Genomic DNA, 18,956 nt, shown 5'->3' with positions numbered 1-18,956 from the left:
AGCCGCTCCTCGGCAGGTCGGCGTTGTCTGCGGCTGGTCACGCGTATAGGCTGCTGGTCGTGCATACAGCACCGGTGCCGGGTGGTCGCCCGGCGAGCGAGCTCACCGCGTGGGCGAGGATCCGCGACGCGGCGATCGAGTGCTTCGCCGAGCAGGGGTTCGACGCGCCGTTCCGTGTCATCGCCGAGCGGGCCGGCGTCTCGCCCGGACTCATCACCCACCACTTCCGCTCCAAGGCCGAGCTGCGCGAGCAGTGCGACACCGAGGTGCTGCGCCGCTACGAGGCGCTCAAGACGAGCAGCCTGGGCGACCCCAGCGCGTTCCTGCTCGCGAACCTCGCCGAACCCGGGCCCGCCGCCGTGCTCGTCGTCTACATGCTGCGCGCCGTCCACGCCGGCGGCGCACCCGCGCGGCGCTTCCTCGACCACCTCGTCGACAAGGCCCGCGAGGTCATGCGGGCGGGCGTCGAGTCGGGCCTGCTGCGGCCGTCGCGCGACGAGGAGGCGCGGCTGCGCCACCTGGTCCACCAGACGATGGGCGCACTGGTCGTCCAGTTCCTCACGCTGCCCGACGCGGCGCCGCACGCGCTGGTCGAGGCGATGGCCGCGCGCCAGCGCGAGCAGGTGCTGCCGACCCTCGAGCTGTTCACGGAGGGCCTGCTCACCTCACGCCGCATGCTCGACGACTACCTGCTGTACGTGGGCGACCCGCCGACCGGCCGGCCGCAGCCGCAGCACGAGAGCGCGTGACGGCACCCGCCGCCCGCGGCGTCCATCCCCACCCACCCGAGGTGCAGCCATGTCCAGCACCCTGGCCCTCCAGGTCGAGGGCCTCCACAAGAGCTTCGGTCCCGCCCGTGCGCTGCGCGGCCTGGACCTGACCGTCCCCACCGGCGAGGTCGTGGGCTTCCTCGGCCCCAACGGAGCCGGCAAGACCACCGCCATCCGCGTCCTGCTCGGCCTCCTCAAGGCCGACGCCGGGTCCGTGACCCTGCTGGGCGGCGACCCGTGGACCGACGCGGTCCGGCTGCACCGCCGCATCGCGTACGTCCCCGGCGACGTCACGCTGTGGCCCAACCTGACCGGGGGCGAGGCGATCGACATCCTGAGCCGGATCTCCGGACGTCTCGACCCGCGCCGCAAGGCGGCCATGCTGGAGCGCTTCGAGCTCGACCCGACCAAGAAGGCGCGCACCTACTCGAAGGGCAACCGGCAGAAGGTCGCGCTCGTCGCCGCGCTCGCGTCGGACGCCGAGCTGCTGCTGCTCGACGAGCCGACGAGCGGTCTCGACCCGCTCATGGAGGCGGCGTTCACCGAGTCCGTCCGCGAGCTCAAGGCGCAGGGGCGGTCCGTCCTGCTGTCGAGCCACATCTTCGCCGAGGTCGAGAAGCTCGCCGACCGGGTCACGATCATCCGCGAGGGCGTCACCGTCGAGTCCGGGACGATCGCGCAGCTGCGTCACCTCACGCGGACCCAGGTGACCGCGGTGCTCGACGGCGGCGCCGACGGGCTCACCGAGCTGCCAGGGGTGCACGACCTCGTCGTCGTCGACCGGCACGTCACGTTCGCGGTCGACGAGTCCGCGCTGCCCGCGGTGCTCGCGCGCGTCGCGGCGCTCGGCCCCCGCTCGCTCGTCGCGAACCCCCCGTCGCTCGAGGAGCTGTTCCTGCGCCACTACGGCGAGGAGCTCGCGGCCCTGGCGGGCGAGGGAGGACGCAGGTGACCACGACCCTGGCGCGCCGCGCGCCGGCTCGCACCACCCGACGCGGCGCGGACGACCTGGCGGGCCTCGCGCCGATGGTCCGCCTCGTCGTGCGCCGCAACCGCGTCCGCCTGGTCGTGTGGCTCGTCGTGCTGGTCGCCCTGGTCGCCTACGTCGCGTCCTACTACCGCGAGCTGTTCTCGACCCAGCAGGCGCTCGACGAGTTCGCGGCCGTGTCCGACACGCCGGGCATCCGCGCGCTCACCGGGCTGTCGCCGGTCGCGAACACGCTCGGCGGGGCGGTCTGGACGAAGAGCTGGATGACGCTCGCCCTGTCCCTCGCGCTCGGCGTGGTCTTCCTGGTCACACGCAACGGTCGTGCGGACGAGGAGGCGGGCCGCACCGAGCTCCTGCGCTCGCGCGCGCTCGGAGTGCACGCGCACGCGGCGGCCTCCTGGGTGGTCCTCGCGGCGCTCTGCCTCGCGGTCGGGGCCGGGGTGGCCGCCGTGTCGGTGTCGCAGGGGCTCGACCCGCAGGGTGCGGGGATCGCGGGGTCGCTCGTGCTCGGGGCGTCGGTCACGGGCGTCGGTCTGTTCGGACTCGGGGTCGCCGCCGTGTCCGGGCAGGTGGCGGCCACGGCGCGCGGGGCCAACGCGCTCGCCGCGTGCGTCGTGCTCGGGTGCTACGTGCTGCGCATGATCGGCGACCTCGGGGACGGCACGCTCACCTGGGCGTCCCCGATCGGCTGGGCGCAGGAGGCGCAGCCGTTCGCCGGCAACCGTTGGTGGCCGCTCGTGCTGCTCGTCGTCGTGAGCGTCGGCCTGTGCGCGGTCGCGGTCGCCGTCGAGGGTGTGCGGGACCAGGGCACGGGGCTGCTCGCGGCGCGCCCCGGTCCTGCCTCGGCGCCCGCCCGGTTCGGGTCGCCGCTCGGGCTCGGGCTGCGCCTGCAGCGCGGGCCCGTCGTCGGGTGGAGCCTCGCGGTCGTGCTGACGGCCCTGCTGTTCGGCTCGGTCGTCGACGCCATGAACGACCTCATGGACGACGTCGGCGGTGACGCGACCGCCATCCTGGGCGGGACCGGGGTGAGCGCGCTGCTCGCGCTCCTGGTGAGCATGATCGCCCTGGTCACCGCGGTGTTCGCGATCCAGTCCGCGCTGACGCTGCGCGCCGACGAGGCGACCGGGATCCTCGAGCCGCAGCTCGCCGGCGCGCTGTCGCGCACGCGGTGGGCGCTCGAGCGGCTCGTGATCCCCGTCGTCGGCTCGGCCGTGCTGCTCGTCGTCGGCGGTGCGATCCTCGGCGCGGTCCACGGCTCGACCGTCGACGACCCCGCGCAGGCCGCCGTGATGGCGGGCGCCGCGCTGGCGTACTGGCCCGCGGTCATGGTGCTCGTCGGTCTCGCGGTCGCGCTGCTCGGGTGGGCCCCGCGGCTCGCCCTGCCGGTCACGTGGGGCGTGCTGGTGGCGATGTGGATCGCGACGATGCTGGGCGAGGTCCTCGGGCTGCCCGCCTGGCTGCTCGACGCGCTGCCGTTCGCCGCCGTCCCGTACCTGCCCCTCGAGGAGCTCGCCTGGACGCCGCTGGTCGTGCTGACGGCCGTGGCCGTCGGGCTCGCCTCGACGGGCCTGCGCCGGTTCGCGCGGCGCGACGTCGAACCCGCCTGACGCCGGCACCCGACCGGCCGCCCACGCTGCCGGCCGCGCACGCCACCGGCCGCCCACCCCACCGGCCGCCCACCCCACCGACCGGTGGGGTGGTCCGGGCTTCCCACTAGGCTGGCCCGATGCCGTCTCCGTCGCCCGCCGCCGCTCCTGACGGCGACACCGCGGAGGAGACCGGCGCCCGCTCGGCCGAGCGCGACCGGGCGGTCGACGAGCTCCTGGACGTCGCGGTCGGCGTCCTCGGGGGCGCCAGGCGTGACGGTCAGCACCTCATGGCGCGGGCCGTCGCACAGTCCCTCGACTCGGGCGAGCACCTGCTGGTGCAGGCGGGCACCGGCACCGGGAAGTCGCTCGGGTACCTCGTGCCCGCCGTCCGGCACGCCGTGCACGCCGACGAGCGCGTCGTCGTGTCCACCGCGACGCTCGCCCTGCAGCGCCAGGTCCTCACCCGCGACCTGCCGCTCGTCGCGGACGCGCTCGCCCCGCACCTGCCCCGCCGCCCGCACATCGCCCTGCTCAAGGGCTGGCACAACTACCTGTGCCTGCACAAGGTCGAGGGCGGGTACCCCGCGGACGACCAGGGCGCGCTGTTCGACCTCCCCGAGCGCGCCGGCGCCGCGGAGCACCCCGACGCGGGGGAGGCGGCGCCCGCGAGCCTCGGCCAGCAGGTCGTGCGGCTGCGGGAGTGGGCGCAGGAGACCGACACCGGCGACCGCGACGACCTGGTCCCCGGCGTCACCGACCGCGCGTGGCGGCAGGTGTCCGTCACGTCGCTCGAGTGCATCGGGTCCGCGTGCCCCAAGCTCGACGAGTGCTTCCCGGAGCGCGCGCGGGCGTCCGCTCGCGAGGCCGACGTCGTCGTGACGAACCACGCGATGCTCGGCATCGCAGCGTCCGGCTCCCCGCACGTCCTCCCGGACCACGAGGTGCTCGTCGTCGACGAGGCGCACGAGCTCGCCGACCGGGTGACCGCGCAGGCCACCGCGGAGCTCTCGCTGCCCGTCGTGCAGCACGCCGCCCGCGTCGCGCGCCGCCACGGCGGCGTCCCCGGCAGCGACCTCGAGGCCGCGGGGGAGGCGCTCGCGGGCGCGATCGTCCCGTTGCCCGAGGGGCGGTTCAGCGACGGGCTGCCACCCGCGGTGCACGACGCGGTCGCGGCGGTGCGGGACGCGGCCCGCACGCTGCTGTCCCTGCTGCGGCCCGAGGCCGGCGGGAGCGCAGGCGGCGCGCCCGCGGACGGCGGGCGCAAGGTCGCCCAGTCCGCGGTCCTCACCCTGTTCGAGACCGCCGAGCGCATGACCGGCACTCCCGAGGACCTCGCCCGGACCGTGATGTGGTGCGCACGCGGCGAGGACCGCTCGGGCGCGACCACCACGCGCCTGCTCGCGGCACCGTTGTCCGTCAACGGGCTCATCCGCACGCAGCTGCTCGCCGGACGCACCGCGGTGCTCACGTCCGCGACCCTCGCGCTCGGCGGGTCGTTCGACCCGATGGCGCGGTCGGTCGGTCTGGAGCTGCGGCCCGACGCAGAACCGGTCGGACCGACGAGCGTGCCCGGCGCCGACCCCGCACCCGCCGACGCGACGGGACCGGTGCGCTGGCGCGGCCTCGACGTCGGGAGCCCGTTCGACTACCCGCGGCAGGGGATCTGCTACGTGGCCCGGCGCCTGCCGCCACCCGGCCGCGAGCCCGCGACCGACGCGCAGCTCGACGAGATCGAGGCGCTCGTGCGCGCGTCCGGCGGCGCGACCCTCGGCCTGTTCTCGTCGCGCCGGGCGGCGAACGCCGCCGCCGAGGCGATGCGCGAGCGGCTCGACGTGCCCGTGCTGCTGCAGGGCGACGACCAGCTGCCCACCCTCGTCGCACGGTTCGCCGCCGACGAGCCGACCTGCCTGTTCGGGACGCTCGCGCTCTGGCAGGGCGTCGACGTCCCCGGCCGGGCGTGCCGGCTCGTGATCATCGACCGGATCCCGTTCCCCCGTCCCGACGACCCCGTTCGCTCCGCCCGTGCCGACGTCGTCGCCCGGTCCGGGGGCAACGGGTTCATGGCCGTCTCCGCGACGCACGCTGCGCTGCTCCTCGCTCAGGGCGCGGGTCGCCTGGTCCGCGGACCGCAGGACAAGGGCGTGGTCGCCGTCCTGGACCCGCGGCTCGCCACCGCCCGGTACGGCGAGTTCCTCGCCCGGTCCATGCCGGCGTTCTGGCGCACGACCGACCGGGACGTCGCGCTCGCCGCGCTGACGCGCCTGCGGGACTCCTGAGCCGGTAGCCTGCCAGGGACGGCCCCGCGCGCGGACGCGCAGGTCATGGGCCCGTCACCCCCGTCCACCGCCATGCCAGGAGGCGCCACGATGTCCGAGCAGATCGCCGAGAGCCTCGCCGACGAGGAGCCCAGCCTCTCCGGCGCCCCGAGCCACCGGCGGACGTCGAAGGTCGCGATCGTCGGCGCCGGCGCCGTCGGCTCGACCATGGCCTACGCGACGCTGATGCGCGGCGCCGCGCGCACCGTCGCGCTCTTCGACATCAACAAGGCGAAGGTCGAGGCCGAGGCGCTCGACCTGGGCCACGGCATCCAGTTCATGTCCATGGCCGAGGTCGTCGGGTCCGACGACATCGCGGTCTGCGCGGACGCGGACGTGGTCGTCTTCACCGCGGGCGCCAAGCAGAAGCCCGGCCAGACGCGCCTGGACCTCGCGGAGGCCACCATCGGGCTCGTCAGGAAGGTCCTGCCCTCGCTCGTCGAGGTCGCGCCGAACGCGGTCTACGTGATGGTGACGAACCCCGTCGACGTCGTGACCTACGCGTCGCTCAAGATCTCCGGCCTGCCGCCCACGCAGCTGTTCGGGTCCGGGACCGTGCTGGACTCCTCCCGGCTGCGGTACCTCATCGCGAAGCACACCGGAGTCGCCGTGCAGAACGTGCACGCGTACATCGCCGGTGAGCACGGCGACTCCGAGCTGCCCCTGTGGAGCTCGGCGTCGATCGGTGCGATCCCGCTCCTCGAGTGGCAGGGCATCGAGGGCGAGGGGCCGCTCACCAGCGCGGTGCGCGACGAGATCGCGCGCGAGGTCGTCGAGTCCGCCTACCGGATCATCGAGGGCAAGGGTGCGACGAACTACGCGGTCGCGCTCGCCGGGTCGCGCATCATCGAGGCGATCCTCAAGGACGAGCGCCGGGTCCTGCCCGTCTCCTCGCTCCTGACCGGGTACTACGGCATCGACGACGTCTGCCTGTCCGTGCCGTCCATCGTCGGCTCGCCCGGGGTGCTCGACCGCCTGCCGGTGCCCATGTCCGTCGACGAGCTCTCCGGCCTGCGCTCCTCCGCCCAGGCCGTGCGGGACGTCGCCCGGCGCTTCGGCTTCTGACGGACGACGACGGCCCGCCGCCCGGGAGATGCGGGGGCGGGCCGTCGTCCGTCGTCGTGGCGCCTCACTCGGACCAGGTGCGGTCCTCCCAGCGGTCGTCGGCGACGGCTGCCTCGTCGGTGCTTTCGGTGCTGCCGGTGCTGTCGGTGCGGCCCGTGCTGCTGGCGTCGTTCGTCTCGTCCGTGCGCGCGCTGTTCGTGCGCTCGTCGTCGGACGGGCGGGCGAGCCGCTGCGCCAGGCGGCGACCGAGCCCCGGTGGCGGGTCGGGCAGTCGGCCGGGCACGGCGTTCACAGGCTCCGCAGCACGCTGACGACGCGACCGAGGATCGTGGCGTCGTCGCCCGGGATGGGGGCGTAGGCGGCGTTGTGGGGCAGGAGCCACACGTGCCCGTCCGCGCGTCGCAGGGTCTTGACGGTCGCCTCGCCGTCGATCATCGCCGCGACGATCTCGCCGTTCTCCGCGACGGGCTGACGCCGCACGACCACCCAGTCGCCGTCGCAGATCGCCGCGTCGACCATCGAGTCGCCGCTGACCTTGAGCATGAACAGCTCGCCCTCACCGACCAGCTGGCGCGGCAGGGGGAACACGTCCTCGACCACCTGCTCGGCGAGGATCGGGCCGCCGGCGGCGATCCTCCCGACGAGCGGGACGTACGCGGGTGCCGAGAGCTGCTCCTCGCCCCCGTCCCCGAGCGACACCTGCGAGGGGGCGTCCTGGCCGCCCCACTGCGGGACGCCGCGCGAGTCGTCCGGGTGCACGACCTCGATCGCCCGCGGGCGCTTGGGGTCACGCCGCAGGTAGCCCTTGCGCTCGAGCGCCGTGAGCTGGTGCTTCACGCTGGACGGGCTCGTCAGCCCGACAGCCTCGCCGATCTCGCGCATGCTCGGCGGGTAGCCGCGCGTCTCGACCGAGACGCGGATCGTCTGCAGGACCAGGCGCTGACGCGCCGTCAGACCGTCCGGGCCCGGGGGGGTCTCGGGCAGCTCGTGCACCGTACCCAGCCGTCCCTCGCCGCCGACGGAGCCGCCGGTGGCGTCGCCCCCGGTGGGCTGCTGCCCGGTCACGTCCTCGGTTCGCTGGTCCGTCACGTCCACCCCTCCAGTCCGCCCTGCCACCGACCGCCGTCGGCCGGCCTCTCCGGGGCGTCGTCGGTCCGCCGCCCGGTGCGCACCGCCGGATGGCGTCCCCGGCGGTGAAGGCCCTGGTCCACGGCCTCGTCGCGGGGGATGTCAGTGGTCGGTGGTGCGCTGTTCCTCGGCAGGAAGCCTACGCAGGTGGACGGGCGATATCAAACATCTGTTCGACATCTCTGGACGCGTGTCGCAGGCCTCTGGTAGAACTTCGTACAGACGTACGACGAACACGTGTATGACGAACGCGCGTACGAGGCGCGGGAGTCGCGGCAGGCGCACCGGCGGCACGATCGGCCGGACGCGTGGCGCGGTGGACGGATGTCAGGGAGAGGGAGAGCGATGAGCGCGATGGTGATCGGACCCGACATGATCGGTGCGGGTCGTCGAGCAGGTCGTCCGGCACGGGCCTCCCGCGACCGTGCAGCGGCTCTGGCCGCGCCGACGGCGGGCCGCTCCGCGGGCGAGGCGCCGCTGCGGCTGACGCGCCGCGGGCGTGCGGTCGTCACGGTCCTCGCGCTCGCCCTGTCCGGCATGGCGTTCGTGCTGGGGTCGCACGCCGCGGCGGGTGCCACCTCGGACGCGACGGTCGAGCGCTACGTCGTGCGCACCGGGGACACGCTGTGGGACATCGCCGCCTCCTCTCGTGCGGCGGGCGAGTCGGTGCAGCACCAGGTCCGCGAGCTGGTCCGGGTCAACGGCATGTCGGGCACGCACGTCGACGCCGGTCAGGAGCTCGTCGTCCCGCGCGGCTGAGCCGCGGCCCTCGCGGGTCACTGCCTTGCGGCAGGGGGAGGCGTGGCCTACCGTCGCGTGGGCGACGCGCGCGAGCGCGGCCCGACGACAGCGATGCAGCAGGAGGCTCCAGGGTGCACTGCCCGTTCTGCCGGCACCCGGACTCCCGGGTGGTCGACTCCCGCACCTCGGACGACGGCGCGTCGATCCGCCGTCGCCGTCAGTGCCCGTCGTGCAACCGCCGGTTCACCACGGTGGAGACGACGAGCCTGTCGGTCGTGAAGCGCTCGGGTGCCACGGAGCCGTTCAGCCGGGACAAGATCGCCGGGGGCGTGCGCAAGGCATGCCAGGGCCGGCCGGTGAGCGAGGACGATCTCGCGCTGCTCGCCCAGAAGGTCGAGGAGACGCTGCGCTCGTCCGGGTCCGCGGAGATCGACGCCTACGAGATCGGCCTGGCGATCCTCGGGCCGCTGCGCGAGCTCGACGAGGTCGCCTACCTGCGGTTCGCCAGCGTCTACCAGGCGTTCGACTCGCTCGAGGACTTCGAGGCCGCGATCACCGTGCTCCGGGCGGAGCGTGACGACCGCGACCGGGGCGCTCGTGACGAGGCTGCGGACGCAGCAGCGCCGGGCGTCGCGACGCCCGACACCGCGGCAGCCGACACCGCCGCAGCCGACACCGCAGCAGGCGGCACCGAGGCACCCGCCGCAGTCGCGGGCTCCGGAGCGCAGTCGGCCGGGTCGGCTCCCGGAGCGGGCGGAGCCGGCTGACCGGTCCCGGCTCACGCCGAGGAGCTGCTGCGAGGGACGACAGCGGTCCGGCGCGGGCTGCTCGTCGGCCCGGGTCGGTGGGGCACGTGCCGGGGGGCCGTCGGCCGCGGGTTACGGTCGAGCCATGCTCCCTCACGACCTGTTCCACCTGCGCACGCCCGGATCCGTCGCCCTCGTCCCCGACGGGTCGGCGGCCGTCGTCGCTCTCTCGCAGCCCGACGAGGAGGCGGACGAGTACCGCGGTGGCCTCTGGCTGGTGCCGCTCGACGGCTCGGCGCCGCGCGTCCTCACGCGCGGCCACGCGGACTCCGCGCCTGACGTGTCACCCGACGGTCGTTGGGTCGTGTTCGTGCGGTCCACCACGGGCGACAAGCCGCAGCTGTACGTGGTCGAGACGAGCGGGGGAGAGCCGTTCCGGGTCACCGACCAGCCTCTGGGGGCGGGCCAGCCGCGGTTCTCGCCCGACGGCCGGCGCATCGCCTACGTCGCGCGCGTGCCGGACGAGGGCCGGTACGCAGCGGACGGTGACGCGGGTGCCGAGCGGCCCCGGCTGATCACGCAGCTGCGCAACCGTGCCGACGGGCTCGGGCACCTGCGTGACCGCGTCCGCCAGGTGTTCGTCCTCGAGGTGCCGGATGCCTCGGGCTCCACCGTCCCCGTCCCGGCGTCGTACGCACTGACCTGCGCCGACGACGACGTGGACCTGCCGCACTGGTTCCCGGACGGCCGTGCCGTCGCGGTGCTGCTGCGCCGGCACGGCACGCGTGAGCAGGACCTGCGCCGCGACGCGGTGGCGCTGCTCGTGCCGGAGGACCTGACGGGCGTGTCGGGCGACGCGCAGGTCGTGCCGCTCACGGACGCCGACGCGGGCGCGAGCCTGTCGCTGTCCCGCGCGGTCCCGGCGCCCGACGGCGCGCGGGTGTGGCTGCTCGCCGAGGACGTGGGGGAGTCCGGGCGTGACTTCGTCGCGGCGCTCACGGGTCTGTTCGAGCTGCCGCTGACCGCCGAGGGCCGGCCCGCCGGTTCTCCGCGGCGCGTCACCGACCCCGACGAGGTGGACCTCGACCCGGGTGTGCTGGTCCCGGTCGGCGACGGCGTGCTCGTCGCACCGCTGCGCTCGGGTGCCGTGCACCTGACGCTCGTGGGGTCCGACGGCGGGTCGAGGGACCTCCTCGACGGCGCGGTCGTCGTCGGCGCGGCAGCAGCGGCGGGCGGCGCGGTCGTCGCGGTCCGTGCGACGCCGGACTCCGCGGGGGACGTCGTGCTCGTCGACACGGGCCGGGCCCTGACCGACTGGTCGGCGCCGCTGCGGGCGACGGGCCGTGTGCGGGTGTCCGAGCCGCTCGTCGCGCACGCGCCCGACGGGTACCGCGTCGAGGGGTGGCTCACGACACCCGACCCGGACCGCTACGGCGCGGGTCCGCACCCCACGATCCTGCTGATCCACGGCGGCCCGTTCGCGCAGTACACGCACGCGCTGTTCGACGAGGTGCAGACGCTCGCCGAGGCGGGCTACGCCGTGGTGCACGGCAACCCGCGCGGCTCGTCGGGCCGGGGCCGGGCGCACGGCCGGGCGATCCGACGCGCGTTCGGGACGGTCGACGCGGACGACGTGCTAGCGCTGCTCGACGAGGCGCTCACGGATCCGCGGCTCGACCCGCAGCGCACGGGCGTGATGGGCGGCTCGTACGGCGGGTACCTCACGGCGTGGCTCACGACGCGCACGCAGCGGTTCGCGGCCGCGATCGTGGAGCGCGGCTTCCTGGATCCGGTGAGCTTCACGGGCTCGAGCGACATCGGCTGGTTCTTCGGGCTGGAGTGCCTCGGCGACCCGGCGACGGAGGCGGAGCTCGTCGCCGCGCAGTCGCCCATGGCGCGGGTCGGCGAGGTCGCCACGCCCACGCTCGTCGTGCACTCCGAGCAGGACTGGCGCTGCCCGGTGGAGCAGGGGCAGCGCTGGTTCGTCGAGCTGCGCCGCCGCGGGGTGCCGAGCGAGCTGCTGCTGTTCCCGGGCGAGGGGCACGAGCTCACGCGCTCGGGCCGGCCGTCGCACCGCGTCGCCCGGTTCGAGCACGTGCTGCGCTGGTGGGACCGCTGGCTGCCGGTCGGCTCGCGGTCGCGGGACGTGGCCTGAGGTATGGAGTTGGCACCGGCGCGACGAGTCCGTCACGCTGGGGCTTCGACGACGAGGAGGTGCCGATGGCGCACGACGACACGAAGGCGGCCGTGAGCGAGGACGCGAAGGCCAAGTTCCGCGAGGCGCTGGAGCGCAAGAAGGGTGCCGCGCACCGCACGGCGGACGGGCAGTCGAACACGGGCGCGGTGCACGGGTCCGAGACGACGGGCCCGGCCCAGCGCCGGTTCCAGCGCAAGTCCGGCTCCGCCTGACGGCGACCCGCAGCGAACGACGAGCAAGGCCCCGACCGGGTGTCCGGTCGGGGCCTTGCTCCGTGCGTGCCCGCGCCGCCGGGCGACGGTAGCGCGGTGCGCTCAGGACAGCAGACGCAGGCGGATCGCCTCGGGCTGCGCGCGCAGCGCGGTCACGAGCGAGTCGTCGACGGGCGAGCCCGCGTCGGTGACCACGTAGCCGAGGTCGCCGCGGGTCGCGAGGAGCTGGCCCTCGATGTTCACGCCGTGCTCGGCGAGGGTCGCGTTGACCTTGGCGAGCACGCCGGGGACGTTGCGGTGCAGGTACGCGAGGCGGTGCACGCCGGGCGGCTGGTCGAGCGCGACGTTCGGCAGGTTCACCGACAGGGTGGTCGAGCCGGTGGCGAGGTAGTCGCGGACCTTGTTCGAGACGAACTGGCCGATCGCCTCCTGTGCCTCCTCGGTCGACCCGCCCGTGTGCGGGGTGAGGATGACGTTCGGCAGGCCGAGCAGCTCGGAGTCGAACGGATCGCCCTTGCGCTTGGGCTCGACGGGGAACACGTCGATCGCGGCGCCGGCGAGGTGGCCGGACACGATCGCGTCGCGCACCGCGGCGGGGTCGACGACGAAGCCGCGGGACAGGTTCAGCAGGATCGCGCCGGGCCGCATGCGGGCGATCTGCGCGGCGCCGAAGAAGCCGGCGTTGCCGGGCCGGCCGTCGACGTGGAGCGTCACGACGTCGGCGGTCTCGAGCAGCTCGTCGAGCGAGGACGCGCGGCGTGCGTTGCCGAGCGCGAGCTTCTCGGCGGTGTCGTAGAAGACGACGGACATGCCGAGGTTCTCCGCGAGCACCGACAGCTGCGTGCCGATGTTGCCGTAGCCGATGATGCCGAGCGTGCGGCCGCGGACCTCGTGGGCCCCGGTGGCGGACTTGTTCCAGACGCCCTCGTGCATCTCCTTGTCGAAGACGGTGAGGCGGCGCGTGAGCGCGATGATGTCGGCGATCGCGATCTCGACGACCGAGCGCGTGTTGGAGAACGGCGCGTTGAACGTCGCGATGCCGAGGGACGCGGCGGCGCGCAGGTCGATCTGGTTGGTGCCGATGCAGTAGGCGCCGACGGCGACGAGGTCGTGCGCCTGCGCGAGGACGTCAGCGGTGACCTGCGTCTTGGATCGGATGCCGAGCAGCTCGACGCCCTGCAGCGCGTCGACGAGCTCGGACTCGTCGAGCGCGCCGGTCCGCGTCGTCACGTCGAAGCCGGCCGACTCCAGGATGGTGCGGGCCTGCGGGTGGAGGTTCTCGAGAAGAAGGGCCTTGGGCACGGGCACATCGTGCGCCTGTCCGGGTGCTGGGCGCGTCGCCGTCCGACTCGCGGACACCTCGGACCCACGTCCGGGCCCGGTCCCGTGCGACGGCCGCTCAGAATCCCGCGGGGAGGTCTCGCGAGTGCACCACGTGCAGCGCGCGCGTCGGGCGTGTCATCGCGACGTAGAGGTCGCCCGCCGACTGCTCGAGCACCTCCGCGGGCTCGACCAGCACGACGACGTCGAACTCGAGCCCCTTGGCCTCGCGCGGGTCGAGGACGACGACCGGCGCGTCGAGGTCGAGCCCCGTCCCGGCGGCCGGCAGCGCCAGGCCCGCGTCCGCGCCCGCGGCACGCAGGGCCGCGACACGCCCGGGCGCCGCGACGACCGCCACGCGCCCCGCGCCCGACTCGTCGTGCACCGTCCGGGACGCCGTCGCGGCCGCCGTGACCGCGGCGTCGGTCAGCTCGTCGGGAGCGACCTTCGACACCTCGAGCGCGTCGGGGACCTCACGCGCCGACGTGAGCGGCGAGCGGGCCAGCCCGGCGGCGTCCGCGACCCGGCCCGCGGTGTCCGCGACCTGCGCGGGCGTGCGGTAGTTGACCGTGAGCTCCGCCTGGCGCCACGAGCCGCGCAGCACCGGGTCGAGCATCGAGGCCCAGCGTCGGGCGCCCGCGGCGGACGACGTCTGCGCGACGTCGCCGACGATCGTCAGCGAGCGGGTCGGCACGCGGCGCAGCAGCGCGCGCCACGCCATCGCGGACAGCTCCTGGGCCTCGTCGACGACGACGTGCCCGTACGTCCACGAGCGGTCGGCGGCAGCCCGCTCGGCGGTCGTCAGCGCGGGACCGCCCGACGCGAACCGGTCGGCGAGCAGCTCGGCGGAGACGAACGCGCCACCGCCGGTCTGCTCGAGCACCTGCCGGGCGTAGGCGACCTCTCGCTGGCGCGCGTCGGCGGCCGCTCGCGCCTGCGCCCGCGCGGCCTGGTCGTCCTCGCCGAGCAGCTCCGCGGCCTCGTCGAGCAGCGGGACGTCCGCCGGGGTCCAGGGGGCGTCGGCGTCGCGCGCGAGCAGCGCGCGCTCGCGCGGCGAGAGCTGCGCAGCGGCGGACTCGAGCCGCCACGGCTTGGCGTACAGGTCGGCCAGCAGTTTCTGCGGCGTCAGCGGCATCCACGCGAGGTTGAGCGCGATGCGGATCTCGCGCGTGGTGCGCAGCTCCTCGAGGATCTCCCCGCGTTCGTCGGCGGGCACCTCGAACGCGAGCTGCTCGACGTACTGCGACGCGAGCCGGCCGAGCATGTCGCGCACGAACGCGACGCGCGCGAGGTTGTGCGGGCGGTGCAGGCGCCGCGCGCGGGCGATCGCCTGGCTCACGTCCGACGGACGCACGACGACTGTGCGGCCGTCGAGGCGCACGCTCGTCGGCCCGGCGGGGACGCGCTGACGGTCCCGCACCGCACGCGCGATGACCTGCGCCATCACCGCGCGCCCCTTGACCGCCGCGACCTCGTCGGGCTCGGTGCCGCTCGCGACGACACCCGGGACGAGGTCGGAGATCGTCGTGGTGACCACACCGGTCTCGCCGAGCGACGGCAGGACCTGGTCGATGTACCGCAGGAACGTGCGCGACGGTCCGACCAGGAGCACGCCCGAGCGCTCGAGCACGCGCCGGTGCGCGTAGAGCAGGTACGCGGCGCGGTGCAGCGCCACTGCCGTCTTGCCGGTGCCCGGGCCGCCCTGCACGACGAGCGCGCCGGTGAGCTCCGAGCGGATGATCGCGTCCTGCTCCGACTGGATGGTCGAGACGATGTCGCCCATGCGGCCCGTGCGGCCCGCGCGCAGCCCGGCGAGCAGCGCGCCCTCCCCGGACAGGCCGGCGAGCGCGTCGGGGTCACCGTCGAGCAGGTCGAGGTCGAGCACCTCGTCCTCGACGCCGGTGACGGTCCGTCCGCGCGTGACCACGTGCCGGCGCCGCCGCACGCCGTCGGGGTGCGCGGCGGTGGCGCGGTAGAAGGCCCGCGCGGCGGGCGCGCGCCAGTCGGTCAGCAGGGGCGTCTGCTCGGGGTCCGTGAGACCGATGCGCCCGACGTAGCGCGTCGAGTCGTCGTCGAGGTCGAGCCGGCCGAACACGAGCCGCTCCTCGACCGCCTCGAGCTGTGCGACGCGGTCCTCGTAGAGCGTCGCGAACGCGTCGCGCTCGCTGCGGTTCTGCGGCGAGCCGGACGGCCCCTGGCGGCGCACCGCCGCGAGCCGCGCCCGGGTCTGCGCGCGCAGCTCGTCGAGCCGCCCGTAGACGACGTCGACCTGTCGCTGCTCGAGGGCGATCTCGTCGTCCGTGGTCGTCACGCGCGCGTCCTCCTGGCAGTGGGTGGACCTGTCCGGGCGGGCGTCGGCGCCGGACGAGGGCCGTCCATTGTTCCACCTGGACAGCGCCGTCCGCGACGAGCGCGCCGCCGTTCCACCCGCACGCCACGGACCTGGCGTCCCCGCCCCACCCACCCGACCTGCTGACCTGCGCGGTCGCGGTACGCCCCGTACGCTGCGCAGGGCCGAGGAAGGAGACAGCCGTGATCGAGGTGGACGCCCCCGCGGGCGCGGAGCCCGGGCCGCTGCGCGTGCTCGTGGTCGAGGACGACGAGGGCGACTGGGTTCTCGCCACCGAGCACCTCGCGGACGCCGGGCTCGACGCCGACCTGCGGCGCGCGCGCACGCTCGACGAGGCCGTCACCATGCTCGACGTCGACTGCGTGCTGCTCGACCTCGGCCTGCCGGACGCGGCCGGGCTCCCGGCGCTCGAGCGGCTGCTCGCGGCGGGCGCGCCGGCCGTCGTCGTGCTCACCGGGCTGGCCGACGCGCACGCCGGCGTCGCCGCGGTCGCCGCGGGCGCCCAGGACTACCTCGACAAGAGCGACGTCGACGGCGAGCGGCTCGTCCGGTCGGTGCGCTACGCGATCGCGCGTCGTCGGCTCGAGGACGCCGACCGTGCCCTGTACCGCAGCGTCGTGCGGGAGCAGGAGACGACGCGCCTCGAGCAGGCGCTGCTGCCGCGGCCCGCCGTGCCCGACGGGACGATCGAGCTGGCCGTCGGATACCGCGCGGGTCGCGACGGTGTGCTCGGCGGTGACTTCTACGACGCGGTGGCCCGCCCCGACGGCACCGTGCTGGCCATCGTCGGCGACGTGTGCGGGCACGGGCCCGACGAGGCCGCGCTCGGCGCCACGCTGCGCACCGCGTGGCGCACGCTCGTGCTCGCCGAGGTGCCCACGCGGGAGCTGCTGGGCCTCCTCGAGCGGGTGCTCGAGTCGGAGCGCCCGTCGCCCGAGATCTTCACGACGTTCGCGATGGTCGCGGTCGACGCGGACCGCGCCGCCGCCGACGTGTACCTCGCGGGGCACCCCGTGCCGTTCCTGCTCGGGCCGCCCTCGACGATGGTGAGCGGCGCGCGCCGCGGCCGTGCGCTGGGCATCCCGGTCAGGGGAGGCTGGGAGCCGCTGCGGCTCGAGCTCGGCGACGACTGGGGGATCCTGCTGCACACCGACGGGTTGATGGAGGCGACGCTCGCGGGCTCGTCCGACCGGATCGGCAAGGCCGGCCTGCTGGCGGTCGTGGACGAGTCGCTCGCCGCGTGCGCGCGGGAGCCGGACGGACCGGCGCTGGTCGACCGGGTGATCGAGGGCGTGCGCGCCGCGCACGGCGGCGACCTCGTCGACGACGCCGCCGTCGTCGTCGTGGGGTGGCACGCGTGAGCCCCGCGCTCGCCGCCGCGGCGACCGCTTCCGCCGGCTCGCGGGGAGAGCAGACGCTGCGCGAACGGCTGCGGGGGTGGTTCTCGGTCGTCGGCGTGCTGCTCGTGCTCGTCGTCGCGCTCGCCGCGGTCGCGTACTCCCAGCAGGTGCAGCGCCAGGAGATCGTCACGCGGGACCTGTTCGACGCGATCACCGAGACCGACACCGCGTACATCGCGCTCATCGACGCCGAGACGGGCCTGCGCGGGTTCGCGCTCACGGGCGAGCGGCGGTTCCTCGACCCGTACGAGGCCGCGAGCGAGCGGCCGATCGGCTTCGTCGACATCGCGCGGGACGTGGCGCGCGTGCGCGAGGACCCGGGTACGACCGCGGCCGCGCAGCGCGCCCAGGACCTCGCGCAGGCCTGGTACGACGACTACGCCGCACCCCTGGTCGCGCAGATCGAGGCACGTGGCCCGGAGTCGGTGAAGGACGCGCAGGTCGTGCAGGGACGTGCACGGTTCGACGAGGTCCGGGCGGCCGCCGTCGCGTTCGTCGACGAGCTGCGGGGGCTGCGCGCCGACGTCGCGGACGAGCTCACCACCTGGACGCGCCTCGCGACGCTCGTGGTTCCCGTGCTGGTCGGGACGATCGTCGTGCTGGGCGTGGGGACGTGGATCGCGCTGCGACGCTGGGTGATCGAGCCGCTCGAGGTCGTCGGCGCGGACGCGCGCGCGGTCGCGTCGGGGGACCTGCTCCACCCCGTGACGGTGCGCGGACCGGGCGAGGTCGCCACGCTGGCCGCCGACGTCGAGCAGATGCGCACGACTCTCGTCGACGAGATGGGCCGGACGCGGGACGCGCAGCGTGAGGTCGAGCTCGCGCACGCGCAGCTCGCGACCCAGGCCGAGGAGCTGCGCCGCTCGAACCGCGACCTGGAGCAGTTCGCCTACGTCGCCTCGCACGACCTGCAGGAGCCGCTGCGCAAGGTCGCGAGCTTCACGCAGCTGCTGCAGAAGCGCTACGGCGGCAAGCTCGACGAGCGCGCCGACCAGTACATCGAGTTCGCCGTCGACGGTGCCAAGCGCATGCAGCGGCTCATCCAGGACCTGCTCGGGTTCTCGCGCGTGGGGCGGGTCGGCAAGGAGCTCACCGAGGTGGACCTCACCACGGCCCTCGCCGAGGCGGTCGAGCAGCAGTCGGAGGCGATCACGGACGCCGGCGCGGTCGTCACGCACGACCCGCTGCCCGTCGTCGTCGGTGAGGAGCCGCTGCTGGTCCAGCTGTTCGCCAACCTCGTCGCGAACTCGGTCAAGTTCCGCCACCCGGGCCGTCCCGCGCGCGTGCACGTCTACGCGCGCGAGACGGACGAGGGGTGGGAGCTGGCGTGCGAGGATGACGGCATCGGCATCGACCCGCCGTACGCCGAGCGCGTCTTCGTGATCTTCCAGCGGCTGCACGCCAAGGACGTCTACGAGGGCACCGGGATCGGGTTGGCGCTGTGCAAGAAGATCGTCGAGTTCCACGGCGGGCGGATCTGGATCGACCAGCCGGCCTCCGGCATCGGGACGCGCGTGTGCTGGACCCTCCCGCACAACCGTCCGGGGGAGCTGGTCGAGACCGCGCCGCCCGACTCGGCACAGTCCGCAGCACCCGCCGCCGACGAGACCTGACACAACACCGGCCCCGAACGGAGCACCTGATGCCACGCAAGACCATCGACGTCCTGCTCGTCGAGGACGACCCCGGCGACGTGCTCATGACGCGCGAGGCCTTCGAGCACAACAAGGTGCGCAACACCCTGACCGTCATGGCCGACGGCGTCAGCGCGCTCGCCTACCTGCGCAAGGAGGGCGAGCACGCGGACGCGCCCACGCCGGACCTGGTCCTGCTCGACCTCAACCTGCCGCGCATGGACGGGCGCGAGGTCCTGCAGGCCCTCAAGGCCGACGAGCGGCTGCGGGCGATCCCGGTCGTCGTGCTCACGACGTCGGAGGCCGAGGAGGACGTCGTGCGGTCGTACGCGCTGCACGCGAACGCCTACGTCACCAAGCCGGTCGACTTCGACGCGTTCATCACCGTCGTCCGGCAGATCGACGAGTTCTTCGTCGAGGTCGTGCGGCTGCCCCAGCACTGACCGCTCCTGACGCCGCGCGCCCCGCGGGCGCGGTCTCGTCGTGCGCCCCGGTGGGAAT

At 74.8% G+C, this 18,956-nt stretch carries 16 protein-coding genes; 12 read left to right on the top strand and 4 right to left on the bottom strand.

Annotated features, from left to right (window positions below; genetic code table 11):
- Positions 1-59 precede the first annotated feature (59 nt).
- The 5 genes from CUD01_RS03075 to CUD01_RS03055 all read left to right on the top strand — a co-directional run bounded on the left by CUD01_RS03075 (position 60) and on the right by CUD01_RS03055 (position 6,727).
- Positions 60-749, top strand: a complete 690-nt coding sequence (locus CUD01_RS03075) for a TetR/AcrR family transcriptional regulator (protein ID WP_141318600.1) — start codon at positions 60-62, stop codon at positions 747-749.
- Between the two features lie 49 nt (positions 750-798).
- Positions 799-1,722 carry an ABC transporter ATP-binding protein gene (locus CUD01_RS03070; RefSeq protein ID WP_094179795.1) on the top strand — a complete coding sequence of 308 codons (924 nt, stop codon included), beginning with the start codon at positions 799-801 and terminating at the stop codon, positions 1,720-1,722.
- On the top strand, positions 1,719-3,365 hold the full coding sequence (locus tag CUD01_RS03065; RefSeq protein ID WP_141318598.1) for an ABC transporter permease: 1,647 nt from the start codon (positions 1,719-1,721) through the stop codon (positions 3,363-3,365). The genes CUD01_RS03070 and CUD01_RS03065 overlap by 4 nt, the downstream gene beginning before the upstream one ends.
- A gap of 119 nt (positions 3,366-3,484) precedes the next feature.
- Positions 3,485-5,623: an ATP-dependent DNA helicase gene (locus CUD01_RS03060; RefSeq protein WP_141318596.1), complete on the top strand. Its 2,139-nt coding sequence runs from the start codon at positions 3,485-3,487 to the stop codon at positions 5,621-5,623.
- Positions 5,624-5,713: 90 nt separating this feature from the next.
- A complete protein-coding gene (locus CUD01_RS03055; RefSeq protein ID WP_094179798.1) occupies positions 5,714-6,727 on the top strand; it encodes an L-lactate dehydrogenase in 1,014 nt (337 codons plus the stop codon).
- A gap of 64 nt (positions 6,728-6,791) precedes the next feature.
- On the opposite strand, the gene CUD01_RS03050 is transcribed toward CUD01_RS03055, so the two are convergent.
- On the bottom strand, positions 6,792-7,010 hold the full coding sequence (locus CUD01_RS03050; protein ID WP_141318595.1) for a hypothetical protein: 219 nt from the start codon (positions 7,008-7,010) through the stop codon (positions 6,792-6,794).
- 5 nt (positions 7,011-7,015) lie between these two features.
- Complete coding sequence (gene lexA, locus CUD01_RS03045; RefSeq protein WP_208405522.1) at positions 7,016-7,729, bottom strand: transcriptional repressor LexA; 714 nt, start codon at positions 7,727-7,729, stop codon at positions 7,016-7,018.
- Positions 7,730-8,200: 471 nt separating this feature from the next.
- Between lexA and CUD01_RS03040 the strand changes: the two genes are divergently transcribed.
- The 4 genes from CUD01_RS03040 (at position 8,201) to CUD01_RS03025 (ending at position 11,751) form a co-directional block, all read left to right on the top strand.
- Positions 8,201-8,614 (top strand): LysM peptidoglycan-binding domain-containing protein, encoded by a 414-nt coding sequence (locus tag CUD01_RS03040; RefSeq protein WP_166772116.1) that lies wholly within the window; start codon positions 8,201-8,203, stop codon positions 8,612-8,614.
- A 113-nt stretch (positions 8,615-8,727) separates the two neighbouring features.
- A complete protein-coding gene (gene nrdR / locus CUD01_RS03035) occupies positions 8,728-9,363 on the top strand; it encodes a transcriptional regulator NrdR (protein WP_166772117.1) in 636 nt (211 codons plus the stop codon).
- 124 nt (positions 9,364-9,487) lie between these two features.
- On the top strand, positions 9,488-11,497 hold the full coding sequence (locus CUD01_RS03030) for a S9 family peptidase (protein ID WP_141318590.1): 2,010 nt from the start codon (positions 9,488-9,490) through the stop codon (positions 11,495-11,497).
- 65 nt (positions 11,498-11,562) lie between these two features.
- Positions 11,563-11,751 carry a DUF5302 domain-containing protein gene (locus CUD01_RS03025; RefSeq protein WP_141318588.1) on the top strand — a complete coding sequence of 63 codons (189 nt, stop codon included), beginning with the start codon at positions 11,563-11,565 and terminating at the stop codon, positions 11,749-11,751.
- 102 nt (positions 11,752-11,853) lie between these two features.
- On the opposite strand, the gene serA is transcribed toward CUD01_RS03025, so the two are convergent.
- Both serA and CUD01_RS03015 read right to left on the bottom strand, forming a co-directional pair.
- On the bottom strand, positions 11,854-13,053 hold the full coding sequence (serA, locus tag CUD01_RS03020; RefSeq protein ID WP_094179805.1) for a phosphoglycerate dehydrogenase: 1,200 nt from the start codon (positions 13,051-13,053) through the stop codon (positions 11,854-11,856).
- A gap of 97 nt (positions 13,054-13,150) precedes the next feature.
- Positions 13,151-15,382, bottom strand: a complete 2,232-nt coding sequence (locus tag CUD01_RS03015) for a HelD family protein (protein ID WP_141318586.1) — start codon at positions 15,380-15,382, stop codon at positions 13,151-13,153.
- Between the two features lie 221 nt (positions 15,383-15,603).
- On the opposite strand from CUD01_RS03015, the gene CUD01_RS03010 reads away from it, so the two are divergent.
- Genes CUD01_RS03010 through CUD01_RS03000 form a run of 3 tightly spaced genes read left to right on the top strand, consistent with a single transcriptional unit; the run spans position 15,604 to position 18,898 of the window.
- On the top strand, positions 15,604-16,782 hold the full coding sequence (locus CUD01_RS03010) for a PP2C family protein-serine/threonine phosphatase (RefSeq protein ID WP_141318584.1): 1,179 nt from the start codon (positions 15,604-15,606) through the stop codon (positions 16,780-16,782).
- Entirely contained in the window at positions 16,779-18,434 is a 1,656-nt protein-coding gene (locus CUD01_RS03005; protein WP_244937624.1) for a sensor histidine kinase, read from the top strand. Before CUD01_RS03010 ends, CUD01_RS03005 begins: the two co-directional genes overlap by 4 nt.
- Positions 18,435-18,463: 29 nt before the next feature.
- A complete protein-coding gene (locus CUD01_RS03000; protein WP_094179808.1) occupies positions 18,464-18,898 on the top strand; it encodes a response regulator in 435 nt (144 codons plus the stop codon).
- The last annotated feature ends 58 nt before the right edge of the window (positions 18,899-18,956 follow it).

It is taken from the genome of Cellulomonas uda (assembly GCF_006538705.1).
Taxonomy (GTDB): Bacteria; Actinomycetota; Actinomycetes; order Actinomycetales; family Cellulomonadaceae; genus Cellulomonas; species Cellulomonas uda.
The sequence above is the reverse complement of the archived record's forward strand: the minus strand, read 5'-3'. Positions and strand labels throughout refer to the sequence as shown.